Below are 20,994 nucleotides of genomic sequence, written 5' to 3'. Positions count from 1 at the left end.
TAGTGCCGGCCGCTGGCCGGCAATCGCGGGAAGCCGGCCAGCGGCCGGCTCTACCCCGCCACCCGGCGCAGGAACTCTTCGGCATCCATAGGCCGGCCAAGGTGATAACCCTGCAACTGGTCACAGCCCAGTTCGCTCAGGTACTCACGCTGTGCCTGCGTCTCCACGCCTTCGGCCACCACCTGCAGCTGCAGGGTGCGGCCCAGCGCGATGATCGACGACACGATGGCGGCGTCTTCGTCGTTGCGTTCCAGGTCATGCACGAATGCGCGGTCGATCTTGAGTTCGGTAGCCGGCATCCGCTTCAGGTACAGCAGGCTGGAGTAGCCGGTGCCGAAATCGTCGATGGCGATATGCACGCCCATCGCGGTCAGGTCGTTGAGGATCGCCAGGCTGGCGTCGACATCCTTCATCGCCGTGGTCTCGGTGATTTCCAGGGTCAGTCGCGCCGGTTCGATCCGGTGCCGTTGCAGCACCTCGCGCACGCTGTCCAGCAGCGCCGGTGAGGCGAACTGCAGCGGCGACAGGTTCACCGCCATCGACCATTCCGTATGCCCGGCCTCGTGCCATGCCCGCAGCTGCGCACAGGCGCGGTCCAGTACCCAGTCGCCGATCGGCAGGATCAGGCCGCTGCGCTCGGCGATGGGAATGAACACATCCGGCGCCAGCAGGCCCAGTTCCGGGTGCTGCCAGCGCAGCAGCGCCTCGGCGCCGGTAGCCGGTGCGCCAGCGGCCGGGAACTTCGGCTGGTAGTGCAGCAGCAGCTCGTCACGCGCGATCGCCTTGCGCAGGTCCTGCAGCAGGCGCAGCTGGCGGTTGGCGCTGAGCTGCATCGACGGGGTGAAGAAGGTATAGCCGTTCCGGCCGGTTTCCTTGGTGTGGTACATCGCCGCATCGGCGTGCGCCATCAGTTCGCGTTCGTTGCTGGCGTCATCCGGGTACAGGGCGATGCCGAGGCTGGCGCTGACCTGCAGTTCGGCCGCATCCAGTGTGAACGGCTCGCCGGCGGCGGCGATGATGCGTTCGGCTACCACCACCGCGTCGTCCGGGATGTCGATGGCCAGCACGATCACGAACTCGTCGCCGCCGAGGCGCGCGAATGTGTCCTGCGGCCGCAGCAGGCCGCCGATGCGCTGTGCCACCGCCACCAGCAGGCGGTCGCCCAATTGGTGGCCGTAGGCATCGTTGACCGCCTTGAAGCCGTCCAGGTCGCAGAACATCACCGCCACCGCGCGGCCACGACGGCGCGCCTTCTCGATGGCCTGCTCGATGCGGTCCTGCAGCAGCATGCGGTTCGGCAGCTGGGTCAACGGGTCATGCAGGGCGGCCTGGATCAGCTTGTCGTTGGCGTGCGCCAGCGAATCGGCCAGCAGGCCGGTGCGCACGCGCATCTGCCGGTCGAACAGTGAGGCGACCAGAGCAATGCCCAGCGTGGCCACGGTGGTGACGATCACCAGCACCGCCAGCCAGCGGGTGTCGATGCCGCCACTGCCGACCGCGCCGCAGATGCTGCCTTCAGGGAAACGTGCGGCGGCCATGCCGGTGTAATGCATGCCGACGATGGCCAGGCCCATCACCAGCGAGGCCAGGGCGCGCAGGCGCAGCGTGTTGCGCTGCTCGGCCCGCAGCCGGAAGGCAATCCACAGCGCCGCACCTGCGGCACCGATGGCCACCGCAATGGAGGCGGCGAACCAGCCTGGGTGATAGTCGATACCCGGCTGCATGCGCATCGCGGCCATGCCCAGGTAGTGCATGGTGGCGATGCCCAGCCCCATCAGCACCGCCCCGGCCAGCAGCCGCCGCCACGGCAGGCTGGGGCGCGACACCAGCCATAGGGCGTAGGCCGAAGCACCGATCGACACCGCCAGCGAGTACAGGGTGATGCCGAGGTCGTAGCCGACCGGGATCGGCAGGTCGAAGGCGAGCATGCCGATGAAGTGCATCGACCAGATGCCCAGGCCCATCGCCGCCGCGCCACCGGCCAGCCACCAGCGCGCCACACGACCTTCGGCCGTGGCCAGCCGGCCGGCCATGTCCAGCGCCGTGTACGAAGCAAGAATGGCCACCAGCAGGGAGATGGTGACCAGGCTCTGACTGTAACTGCCAGTCATGTCGGATCCAGTGGGGGAGGGAGGGGCGCCCGCAAGGCGCACGCCCGCGACCCCTATCGGCGCAGGTGGGCGGGACTTGAGCGGTCGCAGCAGCTGCGACCCGGCTCGGCTATCCTGCCACGCCTGTTCCCATTGCTGGAAATCATCCGATGGCTAAAGCCCGCACCGCCTACGTCTGCAATGAATGCGGCGCCGAATTCAGCAAGTGGCAGGGCCAGTGCACCGAGTGCAATGCCTGGAACTCGCTGTCGGAAATCGTGCTGGAAAGCGCGGCGGCGGCCAAGGCACCGGCCTCGCGCCGGGCCGGCTGGGCCGGCAAGATCGACCCGCCGAAGATCACCGCGCTGAAGGACGTGGAGCAGACCGAGCACCGCCGGGTCTCGACCGGTATCGGCGAGTTCGATCGCGTGCTGGGCGGTGGCCTGGTCGAGGGCGCGGTGGTGCTGGTTGGTGGCGACCCGGGCATCGGCAAGTCGACCCTGCTGCTGCAGGCGGTGGCGAAGATGGCGGCCGTGCTGCCGGTGCTGTACGTCACCGGCGAGGAATCGCTGGCCCAGGTGGCCGGCCGCGCGCATCGCCTGGAGCTGCCGCTGGACGGCGTCAACGCGCTGGCCGAAACCGGGGTCGAATCGATCCTGCAGCACGCGTCCAAGGGCGGCCCGCGGCTGATCGTGGCCGACTCCGTGCAGACCCTGTGGACCGAGAGCCTGACCGCTGCGCCGGGTTCGGTCAGCCAGGTCCGCGAGAGCGCGGCGCGTCTGGTGCGCTTCGCCAAGGAGACCGGCACCGCCGTGTTCCTGGTCGGCCACGTGACCAAGGAGGGCGGCATCGCCGGCCCGCGTGTGCTGGAGCACATGGTCGATGCGGTGCTGTATTTCGAGGGTGAGAGCGGCAGTCGCTTCCGCCTGCTGCGCGCCTTCAAGAACCGCTTCGGTGCGGTCAACGAGCTGGGCGTGTTCGCGATGGGCGACAAGGGCCTGAAGGAGGTCTCCAACCCGTCGGCGATCTTCCTGTCTGGTGGCAGCACCCACCAGCCGGGCAGCTGCGTGATGGTCACCCGCGAGGGCACCCGGCCGCTGCTGGTGGAGGTGCAGGCGCTGGTCGATGCCTCGCCGCTGTCGAACCCGCGCCGTGTCGCGGTCGGCCTGGAGCAGAACCGCCTGGCGATGCTGCTGGCGGTACTGCATCGCCACGGTGGCGTGCTGGTCGGCGACCAGGACGTGTTCGTCAATGTCGTCGGTGGCATCCGCGTGCAGGAAACCGCGGCCGATCTGCCGGTGCTGCTGGCGGTTCTGTCCTCGCTGCAGGACCGCCCGCTGGCGGAAAAGACGATTGCCTTTGGCGAAGTCGGCCTGTCCGGTGAAATCCGCCCGGTACCCAATGGCGAAGACCGCCTGCGTGAGGCCGCCACCCATGGTTTCAAGCGCGCCATCGTGCCCAAGGCCAATGCGCCCAAGGGTGGTTCGGTGAAGGGCATGGAAGTGATCGCAGTGGAGCGCCTGTCCGAGGCCATCGACGCGGCGTGACCGCGCCGGTAGCGCCGGGCCATGCCCGGCGACGGTTGTCGTTCATCCTGCCGGGCATGGCCCGGCGCTACTGGCGCGGATCTGGAATACGACCTCAAACACGGCAACGGTCAGCCTCCCTGTGCTAGTTTTTCCCGCTCGACGAAGGCGCCCTCTGGCGTCTTTCCGTGCCCAGGAGTAACCGATTACATGCAGGACACCGCGCTCACCGCCCCCAACGCCGAAATCCGTCGCGCCGGGGTCGATCTCAATGGACTGATGACGGTGCTGGGCAAGCACCTGTATTCCACCCCGGTGGTGGCGCTGCGTGAGTTGGTGCAGAACGCGCACGACTCGATCATCCGCCGCCGCATCGAACAGCCTGGCGTCGAGGTGCCCTCGCGCATTTCGGTGCAGGTCGATGCCGCCGCTGGCGTGCTGCGCATCAGCGATACCGGCGCCGGCCTGACCCGTCAGGAGATCCATGACTACCTGGCCACTGTCGGCGTTGGCTATACCCGTGGCCTGCGCCAGGGCGGCGAGGACGATGAAGGCCTGATCGGCATGTTCGGCCTCGGCTTCCTGTCGGCGTTCGTGCTGGCGCGCAGGGTCAGCGTGCGCACCACCTCGTACCAGACGCAGGAGCTGGGGCACCTGTACGTGTCCAGCAACGCCGAGCAGTACACCGTCAGCGAAATGCCGGCGCGTGCGGTCGGTACCGAGGTGGAGCTGGAGCTGCATCCGGATTTCCTGCCGCTGGCCAACGAAGCGCGCCTGCACGAAGTGTTGGGCCGCTACTGCGCGCTGCTGTCCGAGCCGATTTTCATCGGTGCCGGGGCCGAGGCGCTCAACCCTGAGCCGCCGCCGTGGCGCGGCCAGGGGGAGGTCGCCGTGCATCCGGTGCAGGCGCGGCGCCAGGCGCTGCAGTTCGCGGCGCGCTTCGAGCACGACTTCGAGCCCATCGTGGCCATGCCGTTGCGTGCCGATGGCAACAGCGATGCCACAGGCATGTTGTGGGTACAGGACGGCGCTACGTACGGCACCAGTGACAACCGCAACCTGTCGGTGTTCGTGCGCGGGATGCTGCTGGACGACGATGCGCGCGACCTGCTGCCGCCGTGGGCCGGCTTCATCGGCGGTGTGATTGAATCCTCGCGGCTGACGCCCACTGCCAGCCGCGAGGACCTGCAGCGCGACGACCAGTACCGCGCCGTGCAGCATGCATTGCTGGAAGCGCTGATCGATGGCCTGGCCGATGTCGCGCGGCAGCAGCCGGAAGCCTGGCGGCGCGTGCTGAGCCGCCACAACGAGGCGCTGCTGGGCGCGGCGCTGTGTGATGACCGCCTGTTCGAACTGCTGCTGGAGCATGTGCGCGTGCCGACCTCGCAGGGCGACCTGCCGGCCAGCGCGTTGCCGGCGCGTGGCGCGGTGCACGTGATTCTCGACAACGGCGGCGGCTTCGAGGAAATGCTGTTCCGCGCAATGGGCGTACCGGTGGCGCACGGCCATCGCTATGCGGTGGTGCCGTTCCTGCGGCGCTGGACCCAGGCCAAGGGGTTGCGTCTGGTCGAACTCGGCACCGAGCAGGGCAACCGCGCGCTGTTCCGCACCGATGACAGCCTTGATGAGGCGCAGCTGGCATGGCTGCGCGAGCAGCTCGGCGATGGGGAGCTGCTGCTGCCGGCACGCTTCAGCCCCGAGGCACTGCCGGTGGTGGTGGTGCCTGACCGCGAAGCCGAACTGAAGCAGCGGCTGGAAGACGACGAGAACGACAAGCGTGTGTCGATGGCGGCGCTGCGCCTGGCCCGGCAGTTCACCGCGCGCATCGAGTCGCGCGCGCCGTCGCGGCTGTACCTCAATCTCGACAACCCGGCGGTGCAGGCCCTGCTGCGCGCCCAGCGCGACGGCCATCCGCAGGCCGAAGCCGCTGCACGCCTGTTGCGTTCGCTGAAGATCATCGTCGCCGCGCAGGGCCGTCCGCTGGCCCGCACGGCCGCCGCGCAAGGCCCGGATCTCAATGGCGCCTTCGCCGATATTGCCGGTGCCCTGCAGCAGATGCTGCGCTGAGCACCACACCCTCTCATCCAGCCTTCGCTAGACAGGAGCATTTACCCCATGGACATCTGGAACTGGGTCGAAAAACTGCAGGGTGACCTGCGCCAGGCCGGCCAGGCGCAGAACGCGCACCTGCTGAACCGTCTCGCCGACGAGGTCAGCGAACTGCAGGTCGACCGCGTCGACGCACTGCTGCCGGAAGCGCGTGCGCTGGGCAAGGCGCTGGACAACCCGTGGGTCGACGTTTACGTCGGCCACTGGGCGCTACGCAACCGCGTCGGCAACCGCGTCGAAGGCGAGAGCGCGCTGGGCGAAGCCGTGGCGTTGTTCGAGCGTGCGCATCGCGAGGACACCCTGGAGTGCCCGCAGTCGATCTGCGTGACCCAGGATCTTGCCGCCTGCTACGGCAACATCGATGGCCCCGGTTGGGTGCCCGAGCGTATCGAGGTGTGCGATGAAACACTGGGCCGCATCGACCCGAGCTGGGCCTGCTTCCAGTGCCTGAGCTGCGAGAAGGCCGATGCACTGCTTGATGATGGCCGCGGCCAGGATGCACTGGATTACCTGCAGGTGCAGTCCGACGCGATCGAGGCCTGCGGCAAGGAAGTGTTCGACAGCTTCCCGGAGATGCAGATCAAGATCCTGCTGGGCATGGGCCGCGCTGAGGAAGCGCTGGCGCTGATCGAAAAGCGCGAGGCCGAAGTGGCGGCGTCCGGCGAGTACGAGCCGGCCAACTGCACGGTGCCGCGCCGCCTGTCCAAGGCATGGGCGCTGGCCCAGTTGGGCCGCGACGAAGAGGCGCTGCAGCAGCTGGTGCCGTGGAGCGAACTGACGCCTACCTACTGGCGACTGTGGGCGAACACCGCCGCAGCGCTGTGCCAGCGTGATCCGGCGCGCAATACCTGGGACCTGGGCACGCGCTTCAACACCATCATCGAACACTTCGCCCGCGTCGGTTCGCATCGGCTGCTGATCGAGGTGGCCGCGCTGAGCCTGGAGCTGGCCCTGCAGCGGGGCGCGCGCTGGGTTGCGCAGCGCCAGCTGGAATTGGCCCGCACTCATCTGGCGCAGCTGCGCCAGGACCGCGGTGCGGCTGCGCTGGTGGCGGGCCTGGCTGCGCGCATCGATGCGTTGCCGGAGGTCGCACCGCTGCCGGTGCCGGCCGCTGAACTGCTGGCTTGGCTGAACGAGCAGGGGGAACAGAATCAGTCGCGCGATCCCGAACGCGAGGCGCAGTGGCTGTTGCAGGCACAGGCGCAGCTGCCCGATGACGAGGCGCTGGCCGAGATGGCCGCCTCGGCGCTGAGCGCCTGTGGTGCACAGACGGAAGCGCGCGCATTGCTGTGGCGCTTCGTGCGCGCGCACACGCAGGATGATGGCCCGGCCGCCTACACGCTGATGCGTTGGCTGGCCGAGCAGGGCGACGACGACGGCCTGCGCCAGCTCGCGGATACCTATCGCGGCAGCGTGCCGGTGTTTGCGCACTGGTGCGAGGTGCAGCGCGCCCGCCGCGTGTCGGACTGGCCGGCGCTGGAGCAGGCCGCGCAGGCGCTGCTGGCGGCCTCGCCGGGCTCGCATGGCGCACGCGGTACGCTGGCGCGGATGTACATGGAAACCGGCCGCTTCAGCGAGGCGCAGGCCTGCTATGCGCAGCTGGTGGAGCTGCTGGAAGAGCCCAACGCCGCGCACTGGGACCACATGAGTGCGGCCAGCGCGGCACGCGACTGGGACGCGGTGCGTCGCTCGGCGGCGGCGATCGGCATGGAGCTGTCCAGCCAGGACGGCGTGGTCGAGGAGCCGTGGGGCTGGGTGATCATCCGCAGCGAAGAGAACGGCGAGCCGATGGAGTACTACGCGCGCCGCAGTGGCCCGGTCACCGCACGTATCGTCGAGAACGCACCGGCCAACCGTGCGCAGCAGGTGGGCGACTGGGTGGTGTTCGATGCTGCGCTGGTGCACCCGGCGCCGGAGGAGGAGGAAGCGCGCGAGCATTTCATCCCGACCTATGCGCAGGTGCATGTCCTGGAGCGTGGCGGCTTCGCCCGCAGCTGGCTGATCGACGGTGCGCACCCGGGCGAAGACGCGTGGAATGCATTTGTCGCAGCGGCCGAGGCGCAGGGCTGGCAGGTGTGGTCGCACAGCCGCCCGGACTACACCGTGACCGATCCGGACGAGGAGGAGGGCTCGCTGCCGGGCCTGCTGTTCACCGTCGCCCAGCCGCAGGACCATGCACCGCTGGCGCTGCACCGCTTCCTGCAGCAGGAAACCGCGACGTGGCCGCATCCGCATTGCTGGCTGCGGCTGGCCGAAGCCTGCGACCAGGATCGCCAGCCGCACCTGGACGTGATCGAGCGCTACGGGTTGTAAGCTCGCCGTGCCGCGCGCTCGCCGGGCATGGCCCGGCGCTACCCCACCCGATTCCGGTAGCGCCGGGCCATGCCCGGCGTCGCCCACACAAGGAATGGAATACATGCGAAAGACAGGGATGTTCATGATCGCCGGGCTGCTGCTGGCCCCCGCCGTGCAGGCCGCACCGGCCTGCCAGGAACCAGTGGCTGTGGCCCGTGCCTTCTACGAGGCAACCACCGGCAATGGCGATCTGCTGGAACCGCCGCCGGCGCTGGTCAGCCCGGCTTTCGGCAAGGCCCTGCGTGGCGAGCGCGCTTGCCAGGTGCGTGAGGAAGGCATCTGTACCATCGATTCGGACCCGTGGCTGGATGCGCAGGATGGCGACATCGAGAGTCCGGTGCGCTACATCTGGAAAGAGGCCTCGGCGACGTCCGGCCAGGTAGAGATGCGCTATTCGGTATGGAAGAAAGCCTACGTGACCCGGATGCCGATGGTGCGCCAGGGACAGGGCTGCTGGCAGGTGGATGACATCCTCACCAACAGCGGTCGTTCGGTACGGAAGATCCTGGCCCAGCCGGTGCCTTGACCGTCTGCGGCATCCACGCAGGGTGCGGTCCTGTTGCCGGCCAGCGGCCGGCACTACCAGGGTGGGTGCCGACCGTTGGCCGGCACACCGCTATCGCGAATGCCCGAACACCAGTTCGATCGCGAACTGGCTGCCGAAGAAGGCCAGCAGCAGCAACAGCATCGCTGCCAGCGTCCAGTGCACCGCCTTCATGCCGCGCCAGCCGTAGCGGCGACGGCCGATCAGCAGCACGCCGAACACGATCCACGACAGCACGCTCAGCACGGTCTTGTGCACCAGCTTCTGCGCCAGCAGGTCGTCGACGAATAGCACACCGGTGACCAGGGTCAGGGTCAGCAGCGCGAAGCCGACGGTGATCACCCGGAACAGCAGCGATTCCAGATCGGCCAGCGGCGGCAGGGCGCGCAGCCACGGGCGGAACTCGCGGCGGCGCAGGGCGCGTTCCTGCAGCCACAGCATGATCGCCAGCAGCGCGGCGATGCTCAGCGTGGCGTAGGCCAGCAGCGCCAGCCAGGCGTGGCTGGCCAGGCGCCAGCCCAGCACCTTGCTCGGTTCGTGGCCGTAGCCGTGGTAGGCCAGCAGCAGTACCGCGGCCAGCGGGAACACCACCACGCCCAGTGCCGACATGCGCCCGCGCGCGCCGACCAGCGAGGTCAGCCAGGCCATGCCCAGGCCGACCAGCGACAGTGCGGCGAAGAAGTGCATGTCCGGCCCGCCGTTGGTGCGCATGGCCACCATCACGTGGTAGCCGCCGTGCAGCAGCATCGCCGGCAGGGCGGGCCACAGCCAGGCGGGGGAGCCGGTGCTTTCATCGCGGCCAAGCGCACGCACCAGCAGGGCGCTGGCGGCCAGGTAGAGCAGGGCGGCGATGAGAACGATTAACATCGTTGCAGTTTCGCATACCCCCGTGATGCTGGCGACGGCCCCGTGGTCGCAGTCCGGGGAGGGGAGCTGACCCGTTATACTGTCTGCCTTATTGTCCCCCGCTTTCAGACAGGTTGCGCCGCATGTTCGAGTCCCTGACCCAGCGCCTTTCCGGCACCATCGAGCGCCTGCGTGGCCGCGGCCGCCTGACCGAGGAGAACATCCGCGAGGCGACCCGCGAGGTCCGCATCGCGCTGCTCGAAGCCGACGTTGCGCTGCCGGTGGTGCAGGCCCTGATCGAGCGCATCAAGGTGCGCGCGGTCGGCCAGGAAGTGCTGAAGTCGCTGACCCCGGGCCAGGCCCTGATCAAGGTCGTGCGCGACGAGCTGACCGCGGTGATGGGCGCCGAAGCCAGCGACCTGAACCTCAATGTGCCCGCTCCGGCCATCATCCTGATGGCGGGCCTGCAGGGCGCCGGCAAGACCACTACCGTGGGCAAGCTGGCCAAGCACCTGAAGGAAAAGCGCAAGAAGAAGGTGATGGTGGTCTCGGCCGACGTCTACCGTCCGGCCGCGATCGAACAGCTGAAGACCCTGGCCGAGCAGGTCGGCGTGCTGTTCTTCCCGTCCAGCGCCGACCAGAAACCGGAAGCCATCGTCCGCGCCGCCATCGACGATGCGCGCAAGTCGTTCGTCGACGTGCTGCTGGTCGATACCGCCGGCCGCCTGGCCATCGACGAAGCGATGATGGCCGAGATCAAGGCCCTGCACGCGGCGGTCAACCCGGCCGAAACGCTGTTCGTGGTCGATGCCATGACCGGTCAGGACGCGGCCAACACCGCCAAGGCCTTCGGCGATGCGCTGCCGCTGACCGGTGTGGTGCTGACCAAGACCGACGGTGACGCGCGTGGCGGTGCCGCGCTGAGCGTGCGCTACATCACCGGCAAGCCGATCAAGTTCGTCGGTGTCAGCGAAAAGCCGGAAGGCCTGGACGTGTTCCATCCGGACCGCATCGCCAGCCGCATCCTCGACATGGGCGACGTGTTGTCGCTGGTCGAGCAGGTCGAGCAGCAGGTCGACAAGGACAAGGCCGCCAAGCTGGCCGAGAAGGTCGCCAAAGGCAAGAAGTTCGACCTGAACGACATGCGTGACCAGCTTGAGCAGATGCAGAACATGGGCGGCATCGGCGGCCTGATGGACAAGCTGCCGGGCCTGGGCAACATCCCCGACCATCTGAAGCAGCAGGTCAGCCAGGGCAAGGAAGTGCCGCGCATGATCGCCATCATCAGCTCGATGACCAAGAAGGAGCGGCGCAACCCGAACCTGCTCAATGGCTCGCGCCGCGCGCGCATCGCCAAGGGTTCCGGCGTGACCCCGGCCGACGTCAACAAGCTCATGAAGCAGTACATGCAGATGGAAAAGATGATGAGCAAGATGGCCGGCGGTGGCATGAAGGGCATGATGCGAAGCATGAAGGGCATGATGGGTGCCATGGGCGGCCGCGGCATGCCGTTCCGTTGATGCAGCGACGGGGTCGGCGCGCATCGCGATCCGGCCCCGGTCACAATGACTGGCGTATGCTGGGCGGCGACTTCTCCAACAGGTATGTCGCGTGAACGCATCGCCGATTCTTGAACGCGCCGACACCTTCTGTCGGCGTTTTTCATTGCAGCTTCCGATCCTGCTGGCACCGATGGCCGGTGCCTGCCCGGTGCCGCTGTCGGCCGCGCTGGCCAACGCCGGCAGCATGGGCGCGATGGGTGCGGTGTTGTCGCCGGCCGCCGATATCGGCCGCTGGATGGATGACTTCCGCGCTGCCTCTACCGGCCCGGCGCAGGTGAACCTGTGGCTGCCGGATCCGGCGCCCGTTCGCGATGTCACCGCCGAAGCCACCAGCCGCGCCTTCCTCGCCCAATGGGGACCGGACGTGCCTGCCAGCGCCGCCGATGCTACCCCGGCTGATTTCGACGAACAGTTTGCTGCCTTGCTGGCCGCGCGCCCGGCCGTGGCCTCGACCATCATGGGCGTGCTGTCGCCGCGCGACGTGCAGCAGTTGAAGGACGTCGGCATCGCCTGGATCGCCTGCGCGACCACGCTGGCCGAAGCGCGCGCGGCGCAGGATGCCGGTGCCGACGCGGTGGTGGCGCAGGGCGCCGAAGCCGGTGGCCATCGCGGTGCCTTCGACCCCAGCCTGGCCGAGCGCCAGCTGGTGGGCCTGTTCGCGCTGCTGCCGCGCCTGGCCGACCACCTGCAGATTCCGGTGATCGCCGCCGGTGGCATCGCCGATGGCCGTGGCATTGCCGCTGCGCTCACGCTGGGCGCCAGCGCGGTGCAGATCGGCACTGCATTCCTGCGCACGCCCGAAGCGGCGATCGCCTCTGCGTGGGCCGATGGACTGGCGGCCAGCGAACCGGAAGACACCTGGCCGACCCGTGCTTTCAGTGGCCGCCTGGGTCGCGGCCTTGCCACGCCCTATGTACGCGCCGCAGCCGCCGAAGGTGCGCCGGCGCCGCGCCCGTACCCAGTGCAGCGCGGCCTGACCGCACCGATGCGCAAGCAGGCAGCGCAGGAAAACCGGTTGGCCGCAATGCAGGCCTGGGCCGGGCAATCGGCATGGATGGCGCCGGCACGACCGGCCGCCGATGTGCTGCACGACATGTGGAGCCAGGCGCAGGCATTGCTGAAATGACGGTGACCTGCAACGGCCGGCCAGCACAGGTTGAGGATCTGCTGCCGGCGCTGGTCAACTACGGCCACTTCACCTCGCTGCAGGTGCGGGGAGGGGCGGTGCAGGGACCGGACCTGCATCTGGCGCGGCTGTCGCACGCAACGCGTCAACTGTTCGGCAGCGAGCTGGATACGGAGCAGGTGCAGGGCTGGATGGCGCAGGCCCTGCAGCTGGCCGGGCTGGCTGATGCCTCGCTGCGGGTGACCGTGTACTCGCGCCATTTCGATTTCCGCAATCCGCTGGCGGTGGTACCGGTGGACGTACTGGTGGCGGTGTCCTCGCCGGTGGCGCTGGCCGTACCCAAGCGTGTGCGCAGCGTGACCTGGCAGCGCGAACTGCCGCAGATCAAGCATGTGGGCACCTTCGGCCTGTTCGCCGAGCGCCGCGCGGCGATGGCTGACGGCTTCGACGATGTGCTGTTCGTGACCGCCGATGGCGCAGTGAGTGAAGGCAGCACCTGGAACCTGGCCGTGCACGACGGTGAACGACTGGTCTGGCCGCAGGCGCCGGCGCTGCGTGGTACCGCCGAGGCCTTGCTGAGGCAGCACTGGCCAGGCCCGCAGGTCACGCGACCGCTGGCATTGGCTGAACTGGGGGGTGTGAAGGCGGCCTTTGCCTGCAACGCCAGCGGCCTGTGGGCGCTGGACGCCATCGACGGGCATGCCCTGCCGGGTTCGCAGGCGCTGGCGGAACAGGGCAGGGCGGTGCTGGCGGCGGTGCCCTGGCGGGGATTGGGGTCAGATCCCTCTTGCCCTGCAAAAGGGATCTGACCCCGGTTGGCCAACCCTGGGGTTGGCTCCGGCCGACACTGCCGCTATAATCGCCGGCTTACCGCGCCATCCTGGCGACTGGGCAATAGGAAAAAAGACCATGGTCAAGATTCGACTGACCCGCGGCGGCGCCAAGAAGCGTCCGTTCTACCACATCATCGTGACCGACGTTCGCAGCGCCCGTGATGGCCGCAACATCGAGCGCGTCGGCTTCTACAACCCGGTTGCACAGGGTGGCGAGAAGCGCATCGAGCTGGATCTGGCCCGTGTTGACCATTGGGTCAAGAACGGCGCCCAGCCGACTGAAAAGGTCCGCAACCTGATCAAGGAAGCGACCAAGTCCCAGGCCGCTGCGGCCTGATCCCGAAGGGCCGCGCCTGGCGCGGCCCGTCTGGTTGAACGCAGATGAAAGATAACGAGCGCCGCATCCTGCTGGGCAGGATTGTCGGCGCTTTTGGTGTGCGCGGCGAAATAAAGCTCGAGTCCTGGACCGAGCCGCGTTCCGCTATTTTCCGTTACCAGCCGTGGATCCTGCGCAGCCCCAACGGGCAGGAATCCACGCTTGAAGGCGCCCGTGGCCGCGACAGCGGCAAGCATCTGGTGGCCCGTTTTCCGGGCATCGAAGATCGCGATACGGTCGAGGCGATGCATGGCACCGAGGTCTACGTGGCCCGCAGTGCACTGCCACCGCCGAATGCCGACGAGTATTACTGGGTCGACCTTGAAGGCCTGGATGTGAAGACCACCGAGGGCGTTGCCCTGGGCCAGGTCTCGCACCTGTTCAGCACCGGCGCCAACGATGTGGTGGTCGTGCGCGGCGATCGTGAGCGGATGATTCCGTTCGTGTTGCCGGAGTTCGTCAAGTCGGTCGACTTCGAGGCCAACCTGGTCGTGGTCGACTGGGACCCCGAGTTCTGAGTGTGAGCATGCGTTTCGACGTCATCACCCTGTTCCCCGAGTTCCTCGCCCAGTCCGCCGGACTGGGCGTGGTCGGGCGTGCGCAGGAGAAGGGCCTGTTCAGCCTGCACGGCTGGAACCCCCGTGATTACGCTGAAGGCAACTACCGCCGGGTGGACGACCGTCCGTTCGGCGGTGGCCCGGGCATGGTGATGCTGATCGAGCCGCTGCAGGCCTGCCTGCAGGCGATCCGCGATGCTGATCCGACCCCGGCGCGGGTGATCTATCTCAGCCCGCAGGGTACGCCGTTGACCCAGGCCAAAGTGCGGGAACTGGCGGCGCTGCCGCGCATGGTCCTGCTCTGCGGCCGCTACGAGGGCATCGACGAGCGCTTCCTGGAAGCCAATGTCGACGAGGAGATTTCCCTTGGCGATTACGTGCTGTCCGGCGGTGAGCTGGGCGCGGCGGTGATCATCGACGCCGTGGCCCGTCTGCAGGACGGTGCCCTGAACGATGCTGAATCGGCCGCCCAGGACAGCTTCGAAGGTGACCTGGGCCTGCTCGACTGCCCGCATTACAGCCAGCCGGCCCAGCATCCGCTGGGTGACGTGCCGGAGGTGCTGCGCTCGGGCAACCATGCGGCCATCGCCGCTTGGCGCCGCCAGCAGTCGCTGGTCCGGACCGCGCAGCGGCGCCCGGACCTGCTGGATGAACAGGCACTGGGCAAGGCCGACCGAAAACTGCTCGACCAGGCCCGCCAGGCCCGGAAACAGAAGGCCAGCCCCTAGCGCAGGGCTGGCTTTTTCGGCTATCATGGCCAATTACCGCCAGCTTCGGCCGGCGCGCGCAGTACCCACAACAAACGTGCAGCACAGTCCAGTGACTGCATCAGCCTACGTTGTCGAAACGACACGCCCACCCGAACAAGAATCGGTGTAACCCATGAGCAAGCTGAACAAGTCCATCGTCGCGGAATTCGAATCCGCCCAGATCACCCGCGAACTGCCGAAGTTCAGCCAGGGCGACACCGTTGTCGTCAACGTGAAGGTGAAGGAAGGTGCCCGCGAGCGCGTGCAGGCCTATGAAGGCGTTGTGATCGCGACCAAGAACGGCGGCCTGAACTCCTCGTTCACCGTCCGCAAGATCTCGCACGGCTACGGCGTCGAGCGCGTCTTCCAGACCCACAGCGCCATCATCGACTCGGTCGAAGTGAAGCGTCGTGGTAAGGTCCGCGCCGGCAAGCTGTACTACCTGCGTGGCCTGGAAGGCAAGGCTGCCCGCATCAAGGAAGACCTGGCTGCCGCTGCTGCCGCCAAGGCTGCCCGTCTGGCCGAAAAGGCCTGATAAACAACTTCGGTTGTTGCCGCGACGGCCACCTTCGGGTGGCCGTTTGCGTTTTCGGCATCGCATCGGCCACGATCAGGCGATGAACGAGATCAACCCACGCTATCCCGCCGTGATCCAGTCGGCGTTGCGCTTCCTCGACGGCAAGGGGCTGGCGCGCGTGCAGTCGGCACCGTTGCTGCACCGGTTGTTGTGGCGCATGGGCATCGCACTGCCGCCGCCGATCCTGGCCGGCTTCGCCACCAACGCGCTGGTGCAGGGCCTGCTGTTCGGGCTGTTCTGGACCGGACTGATGTGGCTGATGTTGTGGCAGGGCAGCGAGCGTCCGCTGGTGCTGCTGCTGTTGGCCGGGCTGTTGGCCGGTGCCCTGTTCGGTGTCGTGATGGCGGCCCTGATGCGCTCGCTGCGACGTCACCGCAAGCTACCGGACTGGCGGCAGTTCCTGGCCCGTCAGGCGGACTGAGCCGATGGCGCACCGCGCCGTGACCGACAGGTGCTCGCCGCGCTAGGCTGCCGTTTCATCCTGATGGACGTGCTGTGCGATGCCTGCCAAGCGAACCGCACCCTCCACCGCGCCCAGGCTGCTGTCCGGTGGTAACCCGCAGATCGCCAAGGGCGAGGGCGATGCCACGGTGCAGGCCTATATCGCAGCGATGCCGGACTGGAAGCGACCGCTCGGCGCGCGGTTGGATGCGCTGATCGAGCAGGCCGTGCCCGGCGTGCACAAGGCGGTGAAGTGGAATTCGCCGATGTATGCGGTTGCCAAGGGCGAGGGTTGGTTCCTAAGCTTCCATTGCTTCACCCGCTACATCAAGGTGGCATTTTTCCGGGGCGCCGCACTGAAGCCGATACCGCCCGAGCCGTCCAGGAGCGCAGACACGCGCTACCTGCACATTGCACAGGACGGCGTGCTGGATGAAGCCCGGTTCCTTGACTGGGTGCGCCAAGCCGCGGCATTGCCCGGCGAGCGCATGTAAACCCACCGTTCCGATCTACTTGCCGACGAGAACCGCTGATGGCCACGCACGCGCCGAACCCTGCCGATGCCGGAACCCCAGCAGCTGAACTGATCGATGCACGCATCGCCGAGCTGGGCGACTGGCGTGGCGAAACGCTGGCGCGCGTGCGCGCGTTGATCCATGAAGCGCTGCCCGACGTGCAGGAAACCTGGAAGTGGCGCGGCACGCCGGTGTGGGAGCACAACGGCATTCTGTGCACTGGCGAAACCTACAAACAGACGGTGAAGCTGACCTTCGCCCGTGGTGCGGCGCTGGCCGACCCGAAAGGCCTGTTCAATGCCAGCCTGGACGGCAACACGCGACGTGCGATCGACATCCATGAAGGCGCGATGCCCAATGCCGCGGCATTGAAGGCGCTGCTGCGCGAAGCGGCTAAGTTCAACGCTGCGAAAAAGAAGCGGTAGAGCCGGCCGCTGGCCGGCTGTTGCGCGAAAGAAGAAGTGGTAGAGCCGGCCGCTGGCCGGCTGTTGCGCGATGCGTCCGGAGAGGCATGAAGCTGCCGGCCAGCGGCCGGCACTACCGTGCATTGAACGATCCATGAGGTTGCCGGCCAGCGGCCGGCACTACCGCAGCGGCGCGGCATCCGGGTCGGCCACCGGTGAGGGTGGGCAGGCCGGAATCTCCGACGGCGTGGCCAGTTCTTCGGCATGCGACGGCTTGCCGATCATCGTGGCCTTGCGCCAGCCACCCCAGCGGTAATACGCCAGCGACAGCAGCATCGACACCAGCGAGCTGACCGGGAAGCTCCACCAGATCGCATCGGCGCCCCAGTACGGCTGCAGCAGCTCGGCGAACGGTACGCGCACACCCCACAGCGAACCGGCCAGGATCAGCAGCGGCGGAATCACCGCGCCGGTGGAGCGCACCACGCCGGAGATCACGAAGCTGACGCCGAAGAACAGGAACGAACCGATCACCACATGGTTGAGGTGGCGGGCGATGTCCAGCGCCTCGCTGGCCGGCGGCAGGAACAGCGCCAGCAGTTGCCGATCGAACAGCACCAGCGGCAGGATCAGCGCGCCGGTCAGCAGGAAGTTGAACAGCACGCCCTGCCGCGCGGTGCCGCGCACGCGGTCCCAGCGCTGCGCGCCGACGTTCTGCGCGGCCATCGTCGAGCACGCCGCACCGATCGCCATCGCCGGCATCTGCAGGTAGTTCCACAATTGCAGCGCGGCGCCGTAACCGGCGCCGGTGTCGGTGCCGTACTGGTTGACCATGGTCATCAGCAGGATCACCGACAGCGAGATCAGCACCATCTGCAGGCCCATCGGCACGCCCTTGATCACCAGCGCCTTGAGAATGGTCAGGTCGAGCTTGAGCAGGCGCATGTCGGCGCGGCCCAGCCACAGGGTGTGGCGCTTGTGCCGCATGTACAGCAGCAGGCCGGCCAGCGACAGCGTCTGCGCGACCAGCGTGGCCCAGGCCGAGCCGGCGATACCCAGCGCGGGGAACGGCCCCATGCCGAAGATCAGTACCGGGTTCAGCACGATGTCCAGTGCCACCGACACCATCAGGAAACGGAACGGCGTGCGCGAGTCACCGGCACCGCGCAGTGCGGCGGTGAGGAAGGCGAACGCGTACAGCGTCGGCATCGCCAGGAAGATGATCTGCAGGTAGGCCTCGGCCAGCGGCAGCGAGGCGGCCGGCGTGCCCATCGCTGCCAGCAGTGGATGGGCCATGAACCAGCCGGCGATGGCGATGATCACCGACAGGCCGATGAAGAAGGTGGCGCTGGTACCGACCACGCGCCGCGCCTGCGCGATGTCGCGCGCGCCGATGGCCTGGCCGATCAGGATGGTCGAGGCCATGCCGAAGCCGAACACCGAGCCGATCAGGAAGAACATGATGTTGTTGGCGTTCGCGGTGGCGGTCAGTGCCGCCTCGCCGAGGAAGCGCCCCACCCAGACCGCATTCACCGAACCGTTCAGCGACTGCGCGATGTTGCCCGCCAGGATCGGCAGGGAGAACAGCAGAAGGTTGCGGCCGATCGGGCCGGAGGTCAGGTCAAGCGGCGCTTTGGCCATGGAGTGGTGATCGATTCCCGGGAGGCGCACACTAGCACCAAGCCGGTTTGCAGGATGTGGCAATGCATCAACGACTGCAGGTGAAATGGAGCCTGGCGCTGGCCTTGATCGGCACCGCACTGGCCGCATGTTCGACAGGTGACCGGCTGGGCGATACCCAGGTGCGGCCGACCGACCGTCCCGAGTGCCTGGTCGGCAGCCAGCGCCAGGACCTGTCCGCTGGTGTACCTACGTTGATCGGGGGCAGCGGCTGCCGCACCGACCCCGATCATCCGCGCCCTCTGAACAAGCCTCCGGAGTAGTCCGTACCGATGCCTGAGCTTTCCCCGTTGTCGCCCAGTGTCCGCCTGGACATCTGGTTGTGGGCGGCCCGTTTCTTCAAGACCCGCAGCCTGGCCAAGCAGGCCATCGAGACCGGCAAGGTCAGCGTGGCCGGGCAGCGCCCGAAGTCCTCGCGCGCGGTGCGCGTGGGTGAGCAGCTGCAGGTCGACCGCGGCGAGGAGCATTTCGAGATCCAGGTGCTGGGCCTGAGCGACCAGCGCGGGCCGGCGCCAACGGCACAGCAGCTGTACGCCGAGAGCGAGGCTTCGAAGGCGCGCCGTGCCGAACAGCGTGCACTGCGCATCGCGGCACGCGATGGTTTCCAGCCGCCGGAACACAAGCCGGACAAGCGCGCGCGGCGTTTGATCCGGGCCTTGGGTGACATCGACGCGCTCTAGCGAAATCCTGATTCCAACGGATTGTTCCTGTCGCGGTGCGAAACAAAGCGCCGGTCACGGTGCGTTCGGATTGCGCTGGGCAGGCTGGTTTTTCACCTATCGGAGGCCTGCCCATGCGTCGTCTGCTGTTATGCCTGTCCCTGCTTGCTGCTGCGCCACTGCACGCTGCCGACATCACCTTCTGGGACGTTCCGCAACGCGGTGGCAACAGCATGAACATGTCGCCTCCGGACCGGAAATATTTCGAGGCGCTGCGTGCGACGGGTGCGACCTGGGTGCGGCTGGTGCCGGACAAGTGGAAGGGGCAGGGCGGTCGTGACTTCCTGATCGGCAACGCCGATGACTATCGCGGACTGGTTCCGGCCGACCTGGCCACGCTGCGGCGGGTGCTGGATGACGCCGATGCGGCCGGGCTGAAAGTGGTGCTGACGCCGCTGTCGCTGCCGTTGCTGCGCTGGAAGCAGCACAACGGCGATGTAGTCGACCAGCGCCTGTGGCAGTCCTTCGACAACCATGTGCCGGCCCGTCGCTTCTGGCTTGACCTGGCCACGGCGCTGAAGGGTCATCCTGCCTTGGCCGCCTACAACCTCATCAATGAGCCGGTGCCCGAGTACGGTGCAGGCCTGGCCGAGCATGCGTCCACCGAGGAGATGCAGCAGTGGTATGCCGGTGTGCAGGACGGCCCACGCGATCTGCGCCGCTTCTACTCGGAGCTGATCGCCAGCATCCGCGAGGTCGACGCCGCGATGCCGCTGATGCTGGATGCGGGCTGGTATGCCGCCGCCGATGGTTTCAACTACTGGCCGGCACCGCTGGCGGATTCGAAGCTGCTGTACAGCGTGCACATGTACGAGCCGTACGCGGCAACCAGTGCGCCGAACCAGACGCGCGCCAAACCCTGGCGCTATCCGGCGCAGGTGCCGTTCGGTACAGGCAGCGAGCGTTGGGATGCGGCGCGTGTACGCCGTTACCTGCAGCAGCCGATGACGTGGGCCGCCTCGCATGGCGTCGGTGCCAACCGCATGGTGGTGGCCGAATTCGGCTGCATGCGGCGGTGGCCGGACTGCGGCCGCTACCTGCAGGATGTGCTGCAGGTGCTGGAACAGGACAAGGTGCACTGGGCCTTCTACGCCTTCCGCGAGGATGGCTGGGACGGCATGGACTACGAACTGGGCGACAAGCCGCTGCCGTGGTCGTACTGGCAGGCGCAGGAAAAGGGCGTCCATGTCGAGCCGCCGCGCTCGATGCAGGCGCCCTTGTTCGCGCCGATCCTGCAGCGTTTGAAGGCGGGCAACCGGTGAGCCGCCGGGCATGGCCCGGCGCTACCCATGGAGATGCCGGTAGCGCCGGCCCATGTCCGGCCAGGCTTTCCCTCAGCGCTTGCCGCCGAGCAGATTGCCGCCCAGCTTGAGCAGATCGCCCACGCCCAGCTGACCATCACCGTCCTGGTCCAGCAGGCTGCCGAGCAGGCCGCCGGCCAGACCACCCTGCTGCTGCACCTGCTGCTTTTCCTGGCCGAGGGCCTGGCTGAGCGAGCCGGCATCGGCCTGGCCGCCACCGAGGCGCTGTGCCAGGAAGGCCATCACGATCGGCGCGAGGATCTGCAGCAACTGGCTGGTGCGGCCACTGTCGAGCTGGGTGGCCTGGGCCAGGCCGGTTTCCACCTTCTGCTGGCTGCCGCCGAAGATGTGGCCGAGGATGCCGGCGCCATCGCTGGCAGCGCCACCGCCGCCACCGCCCAGCACCGAACCGAGCACGCTGCCCAGGTCCAGGCCGCTGTGGTTGTTCTGCAATGCGCCGAGCAGCGCCTGTGCGCCCTGTGGCTGCGAGGCGTTGTTGCCCAGCGCGCCCATCAGCACCGGCAGCGCGGCACTGATCGCGCCGGAAGCCTGGGTATCGCTGATGCCAAGCTGCTGCGACACCTGTTGCAGCGGGGCGCCCTGCAACTTGGTCAGAAGTTCGTCGGTCAGGCTCATCTGGGGAATCCTCGATTGGGGTTGGGCGTGCAGAAGGTACGACGCGGA

General features: G+C 67.7%; 21 protein-coding genes. 17 read left to right on the top strand and 4 right to left on the bottom strand.

Annotated elements, in window-relative coordinates; translation table 11 throughout:
- Positions 1-50: 50 nt before the first annotated feature.
- Positions 51-2,111, bottom strand: a complete 2,061-nt coding sequence (locus AC0Z6F_RS07260) for a putative bifunctional diguanylate cyclase/phosphodiesterase (protein ID WP_012510429.1) — start codon at positions 2,109-2,111, stop codon at positions 51-53.
- Positions 2,112-2,260: 149 nt separating this feature from the next.
- Between AC0Z6F_RS07260 and radA the strand changes: the two genes are divergently transcribed.
- From radA to AC0Z6F_RS07240, 4 genes are all read left to right on the top strand, one after another.
- Positions 2,261-3,637 (top strand): DNA repair protein RadA, encoded by a 1,377-nt coding sequence (gene radA, locus AC0Z6F_RS07255; RefSeq protein ID WP_004148820.1) that lies wholly within the window; start codon positions 2,261-2,263, stop codon positions 3,635-3,637.
- Between the two features lie 189 nt (positions 3,638-3,826).
- The gene (locus tag AC0Z6F_RS07250) at positions 3,827-5,683 is read left to right on the top strand and encodes an ATP-binding protein (RefSeq protein WP_012510430.1); all 1,857 of its coding nucleotides are present in this window, start codon (positions 3,827-3,829) and stop codon (positions 5,681-5,683) included.
- 48 nt (positions 5,684-5,731) lie between these two features.
- Positions 5,732-8,038 carry a tetratricopeptide repeat protein gene (locus AC0Z6F_RS07245; protein WP_012510431.1) on the top strand — a complete coding sequence of 769 codons (2,307 nt, stop codon included), beginning with the start codon at positions 5,732-5,734 and terminating at the stop codon, positions 8,036-8,038.
- A 103-nt stretch (positions 8,039-8,141) separates the two neighbouring features.
- A complete protein-coding gene (locus AC0Z6F_RS07240; protein WP_012510432.1) occupies positions 8,142-8,606 on the top strand; it encodes a YqhG/Tai3 family protein in 465 nt (154 codons plus the stop codon).
- A gap of 90 nt (positions 8,607-8,696) precedes the next feature.
- Here the strand turns inward: AC0Z6F_RS07240 and AC0Z6F_RS07235 are convergent, their stop codons facing one another.
- Complete coding sequence (locus AC0Z6F_RS07235; RefSeq protein ID WP_012510433.1) at positions 8,697-9,491, bottom strand: cytochrome C assembly family protein; 795 nt, start codon at positions 9,489-9,491, stop codon at positions 8,697-8,699.
- Between the two features lie 122 nt (positions 9,492-9,613).
- Here AC0Z6F_RS07235 and ffh point away from each other — a divergent pair, with 122 nt between their 5' ends.
- The 10 genes from ffh to AC0Z6F_RS07185 all read left to right on the top strand — a co-directional run bounded on the left by ffh (position 9,614) and on the right by AC0Z6F_RS07185 (position 16,631).
- Entirely contained in the window at positions 9,614-10,990 is a 1,377-nt protein-coding gene (ffh, locus tag AC0Z6F_RS07230; RefSeq protein WP_004149025.1) for a signal recognition particle protein, read from the top strand.
- A gap of 91 nt (positions 10,991-11,081) precedes the next feature.
- Positions 11,082-12,158, top strand: coding sequence for an NAD(P)H-dependent flavin oxidoreductase (locus tag AC0Z6F_RS07225; protein ID WP_485616860.1), 1,077 nt, complete (start codon positions 11,082-11,084; stop codon positions 12,156-12,158).
- Positions 12,155-12,967 carry an aminotransferase class IV family protein gene (locus AC0Z6F_RS07220; protein WP_485616859.1) on the top strand — a complete coding sequence of 271 codons (813 nt, stop codon included), beginning with the start codon at positions 12,155-12,157 and terminating at the stop codon, positions 12,965-12,967. The genes AC0Z6F_RS07225 and AC0Z6F_RS07220 overlap by 4 nt, the downstream gene beginning before the upstream one ends.
- A 100-nt stretch (positions 12,968-13,067) precedes the next feature.
- Positions 13,068-13,328, top strand: a complete 261-nt coding sequence (gene rpsP, locus AC0Z6F_RS07215; RefSeq protein WP_012510436.1) for a 30S ribosomal protein S16 — start codon at positions 13,068-13,070, stop codon at positions 13,326-13,328.
- A 44-nt stretch (positions 13,329-13,372) separates the two neighbouring features.
- Positions 13,373-13,885 (top strand): ribosome maturation factor RimM, encoded by a 513-nt coding sequence (gene rimM / locus AC0Z6F_RS07210; protein ID WP_004149035.1) that lies wholly within the window; start codon positions 13,373-13,375, stop codon positions 13,883-13,885.
- Positions 13,886-13,893: 8 nt separating this feature from the next.
- Positions 13,894-14,652 carry a tRNA (guanosine(37)-N1)-methyltransferase TrmD gene (trmD, locus tag AC0Z6F_RS07205; protein WP_485616857.1) on the top strand — a complete coding sequence of 253 codons (759 nt, stop codon included), beginning with the start codon at positions 13,894-13,896 and terminating at the stop codon, positions 14,650-14,652.
- A 154-nt stretch (positions 14,653-14,806) separates the two neighbouring features.
- On the top strand, positions 14,807-15,208 hold the full coding sequence (gene rplS / locus AC0Z6F_RS07200; protein ID WP_004149090.1) for a 50S ribosomal protein L19: 402 nt from the start codon (positions 14,807-14,809) through the stop codon (positions 15,206-15,208).
- An 82-nt stretch (positions 15,209-15,290) separates the two neighbouring features.
- Positions 15,291-15,671 carry a DUF6404 family protein gene (locus AC0Z6F_RS07195; RefSeq protein WP_100434243.1) on the top strand — a complete coding sequence of 127 codons (381 nt, stop codon included), beginning with the start codon at positions 15,291-15,293 and terminating at the stop codon, positions 15,669-15,671.
- Positions 15,672-15,750: 79 nt separating this feature from the next.
- Positions 15,751-16,185, top strand: coding sequence for a DUF1801 domain-containing protein (locus AC0Z6F_RS07190; RefSeq protein WP_100434244.1), 435 nt, complete (start codon positions 15,751-15,753; stop codon positions 16,183-16,185).
- Positions 16,186-16,223: 38 nt separating this feature from the next.
- The gene (locus AC0Z6F_RS07185; RefSeq protein ID WP_485616855.1) at positions 16,224-16,631 is read left to right on the top strand and encodes a DUF1801 domain-containing protein; all 408 of its coding nucleotides are present in this window, start codon (positions 16,224-16,226) and stop codon (positions 16,629-16,631) included.
- A 159-nt stretch (positions 16,632-16,790) separates the two neighbouring features.
- On the opposite strand, the gene AC0Z6F_RS07180 is transcribed toward AC0Z6F_RS07185, so the two are convergent.
- The gene (locus tag AC0Z6F_RS07180; RefSeq protein WP_032969269.1) at positions 16,791-18,251 is read right to left on the bottom strand and encodes an MATE family efflux transporter; all 1,461 of its coding nucleotides are present in this window, start codon (positions 18,249-18,251) and stop codon (positions 16,791-16,793) included.
- Between the two features lie 62 nt (positions 18,252-18,313).
- Between AC0Z6F_RS07180 and AC0Z6F_RS07175 the strand changes: the two genes are divergently transcribed.
- The 3 genes from AC0Z6F_RS07175 to AC0Z6F_RS07165 all read left to right on the top strand — a co-directional run bounded on the left by AC0Z6F_RS07175 (position 18,314) and on the right by AC0Z6F_RS07165 (position 20,271).
- The gene (locus AC0Z6F_RS07175; protein WP_049462351.1) at positions 18,314-18,553 is read left to right on the top strand and encodes a hypothetical protein; all 240 of its coding nucleotides are present in this window, start codon (positions 18,314-18,316) and stop codon (positions 18,551-18,553) included.
- A gap of 9 nt (positions 18,554-18,562) precedes the next feature.
- Positions 18,563-18,970, top strand: coding sequence for an RNA-binding S4 domain-containing protein (locus AC0Z6F_RS07170; protein ID WP_004149153.1), 408 nt, complete (start codon positions 18,563-18,565; stop codon positions 18,968-18,970).
- Between the two features lie 113 nt (positions 18,971-19,083).
- The gene (locus AC0Z6F_RS07165) at positions 19,084-20,271 is read left to right on the top strand and encodes a glycoside hydrolase family 5 protein (protein ID WP_065722456.1); all 1,188 of its coding nucleotides are present in this window, start codon (positions 19,084-19,086) and stop codon (positions 20,269-20,271) included.
- Positions 20,272-20,343: 72 nt separating this feature from the next.
- Here the strand turns inward: AC0Z6F_RS07165 and AC0Z6F_RS07160 are convergent, their stop codons facing one another.
- On the bottom strand, positions 20,344-20,946 hold the full coding sequence (locus AC0Z6F_RS07160; protein WP_012510444.1) for a DUF937 domain-containing protein: 603 nt from the start codon (positions 20,944-20,946) through the stop codon (positions 20,344-20,346).
- Positions 20,947-20,994 lie beyond the last annotated feature (48 nt).

Source organism: Stenotrophomonas sp. 1L-E-5-B-C3 (assembly GCF_057292075.1).
This window is presented reverse-complemented; position numbering and strand designations above follow the sequence as displayed.

What these genes read in the sequence shown, in the direction of transcription:
- AC0Z6F_RS07260 (WP_012510429.1), bottom strand. Translation starts at nt 2,111, where the DNA reads ATGACTGGCAGTTACAGTCAGAGCCTGGTCACCATCTCCCTGCTGGTG.
- radA (WP_004148820.1), top strand. Translation starts at nt 2,261, where the DNA reads ATGGCTAAAGCCCGCACCGCCTACGTCTGCAATGAATGCGGCGCCGAA.
- AC0Z6F_RS07250 (WP_012510430.1), top strand. Translation starts at nt 3,827, where the DNA reads ATGCAGGACACCGCGCTCACCGCCCCCAACGCCGAAATCCGTCGCGCC.
- AC0Z6F_RS07245 (WP_012510431.1), top strand. Translation starts at nt 5,732, where the DNA reads ATGGACATCTGGAACTGGGTCGAAAAACTGCAGGGTGACCTGCGCCAG.
- AC0Z6F_RS07240 (WP_012510432.1), top strand. Translation starts at nt 8,142, where the DNA reads ATGCGAAAGACAGGGATGTTCATGATCGCCGGGCTGCTGCTGGCCCCC.
- AC0Z6F_RS07235 (WP_012510433.1), bottom strand. Translation starts at nt 9,491, where the DNA reads ATGTTAATCGTTCTCATCGCCGCCCTGCTCTACCTGGCCGCCAGCGCC.
- ffh (WP_004149025.1), top strand. Translation starts at nt 9,614, where the DNA reads ATGTTCGAGTCCCTGACCCAGCGCCTTTCCGGCACCATCGAGCGCCTG.
- AC0Z6F_RS07220 (WP_485616859.1), top strand. Translation starts at nt 12,155, where the DNA reads ATGACGGTGACCTGCAACGGCCGGCCAGCACAGGTTGAGGATCTGCTG.
- rpsP (WP_012510436.1), top strand. Translation starts at nt 13,068, where the DNA reads ATGGTCAAGATTCGACTGACCCGCGGCGGCGCCAAGAAGCGTCCGTTC.
- rimM (WP_004149035.1), top strand. Translation starts at nt 13,373, where the DNA reads ATGAAAGATAACGAGCGCCGCATCCTGCTGGGCAGGATTGTCGGCGCT.
- trmD (WP_485616857.1), top strand. Translation starts at nt 13,894, where the DNA reads ATGCGTTTCGACGTCATCACCCTGTTCCCCGAGTTCCTCGCCCAGTCC.
- rplS (WP_004149090.1), top strand. Translation starts at nt 14,807, where the DNA reads ATGAGCAAGCTGAACAAGTCCATCGTCGCGGAATTCGAATCCGCCCAG.
- AC0Z6F_RS07195 (WP_100434243.1), top strand. Translation starts at nt 15,291, where the DNA reads ATGAACGAGATCAACCCACGCTATCCCGCCGTGATCCAGTCGGCGTTG.
- AC0Z6F_RS07190 (WP_100434244.1), top strand. Translation starts at nt 15,751, where the DNA reads ATGCCTGCCAAGCGAACCGCACCCTCCACCGCGCCCAGGCTGCTGTCC.
- AC0Z6F_RS07185 (WP_485616855.1), top strand. Translation starts at nt 16,224, where the DNA reads ATGGCCACGCACGCGCCGAACCCTGCCGATGCCGGAACCCCAGCAGCT.
- AC0Z6F_RS07180 (WP_032969269.1), bottom strand. Translation starts at nt 18,251, where the DNA reads ATGGCCAAAGCGCCGCTTGACCTGACCTCCGGCCCGATCGGCCGCAAC.
- AC0Z6F_RS07175 (WP_049462351.1), top strand. Translation starts at nt 18,314, where the DNA reads ATGCATCAACGACTGCAGGTGAAATGGAGCCTGGCGCTGGCCTTGATC.
- AC0Z6F_RS07170 (WP_004149153.1), top strand. Translation starts at nt 18,563, where the DNA reads ATGCCTGAGCTTTCCCCGTTGTCGCCCAGTGTCCGCCTGGACATCTGG.
- AC0Z6F_RS07165 (WP_065722456.1), top strand. Translation starts at nt 19,084, where the DNA reads ATGCGTCGTCTGCTGTTATGCCTGTCCCTGCTTGCTGCTGCGCCACTG.
- AC0Z6F_RS07160 (WP_012510444.1), bottom strand. Translation starts at nt 20,946, where the DNA reads ATGAGCCTGACCGACGAACTTCTGACCAAGTTGCAGGGCGCCCCGCTG.